Source organism: Rhodanobacter ginsengiterrae (genome assembly GCF_050026815.1).
GTDB classification, from domain to species: domain Bacteria; phylum Pseudomonadota; class Gammaproteobacteria; order Xanthomonadales; family Rhodanobacteraceae; genus Rhodanobacter; species Rhodanobacter ginsengiterrae.
Window position 1 is genome coordinate 1 of sequence record NZ_JALBWO010000013.1, and the last position, 1685, is coordinate 1685.

A 1685-nucleotide genomic window follows, 5' to 3' on the forward strand; every position below is an offset into this window, starting at 1 on the left:
GCCGCCACCACCAAGACCCTGCATGCGCAGAACCTGGGTGCGGTGCCCGCCAGCTCGCTGGCCGCACAGCTCAACCTCGGTCAGGACATGTCGCTGGCACCGCGCAGCAGCGTCAGCATCGCCAACGGTCACAAGGTCGTGCGCCAGCAGCAGATGTATCGCGGCGTGCCGGTCTACGGCCGCAGCATCGCCGTGGTGCAGGATGCCCAGGGCAACGCCCTGCGCGCCACCGGTGAGTTGATGCAGGATGCCCAGCTCGGCCTGAGCTCGGTGGCACCGAAGTTGAACGCTGCCCGTGCAATTGCCGCACTCAAGGCACACGCGCATACCACCCTGGTCGGCGGCACCACCATCAGCAACCAGAAGACCGACCTGTTCGTGTATCCGCAAGACAATGGCAGCGCACGCCTGGTCTATCGGGTGTCGTACTTCGTCAACGGTGCGAACCCGTCGCGTCCGACCGCGATCATCGACGCCAACACCGGCGAAGTGGTCCAGAGCTGGAACGGCCTGACCGACGCGTCGGCCACCGGCCCGGGCGGCAACACCAAGACCGGCAAGTACATCTACGGCACCGATTACGCCGCACTCGACGTGACCCAGTCCGGCAGCACCTGCACGCTGGTCAACACCAACGTGAAGACCTACAACCTCAACCATGGCACCAGCGGTGGTTCGGTGGTCAGCTTCACCTGTTCGAACAGCGATACCGACGCCATCAACGGCGCCTATTCGCCGGTGAACGACGCCCATCATTTCGGTGGCGTGGTGCATGACATGTACACCGCCTACACCGGTGCGCCGCCGCTGAACATGCAGTTGCGCATGAATGTGCACTACAAGTCGAACTACGAGAACGCGTTCTGGGATGGCAGCGCGATGAACTTCGGCGACGGCGCCAGCACGTTCTATCCGCTGGTGTCGCTGGACGTGACCAGCCACGAGATCAGCCACGGCTACACCGAGCAGAACTCGGGCCTGCAGTACACCGGCCAGTCCGGCGGCATGAACGAGGCGTACTCGGACATCGCCGGCGAAGCGGCGGAGTTCTACGACCGCGGCGCGGCCGACTTCCAGGTCGGCGAGGATATCGTCAAGACCAGTGCCGGCATCGGCAATGCGCTGCGCTACATGTGCAATCCGCCGCAGGATGGCGGCTCGATCGACAACGCGGCCAACTACACCTCCAGCCTCGACGTGCATTACTCCAGCGGCGTGTACAACAAGGCGTTCTGCCTGCTGGCCAAGACCTCGGGCTGGGACGTGAAGAAGGCGTTCCAGGCCTTCGCGCTGGCCAACAAGTCGTACTGGACGGCGACCTCGACCTTCAACTCCGGCGCCTGCGGCGTGGAGTCGGCGGCGACCGACCTGGGCTACAACGCGAATGACGTGATCACGGCATTCACCGGCGTGGGCGTGACCTGCCCGGGTACCGGCGGCGGCGGTGGCGGCGGTGGTGGCACGACCACCGAGCTGCAGAACAACGTGGCGGTGACCGGCGTGTCGGCGGCGACGGGTGCCGACAACGATTACTTCATCACGGTGCCGGCCGGCGCCACCAACCTGGTGATGTCGATCTCCGGCGGCACCGGCGATGCGGACCTGTACACCAAGGCCGGCAGTGCGCCGACCACCAGCAGCTACGACTGCCGTCCGTACAAGACCGGCAACTCGGAAAGCTGCAC

At 65.2% G+C, this 1685-nt stretch carries 1 protein-coding gene; it reads left to right on the plus strand.

The window, feature by feature from the left end; genetic code table 11:
* On the plus strand, positions 1-1685 hold a 1685-nt coding region (locus ACQGNJ_RS00060), incomplete at both ends, for a M4 family metallopeptidase (protein ID WP_426687209.1).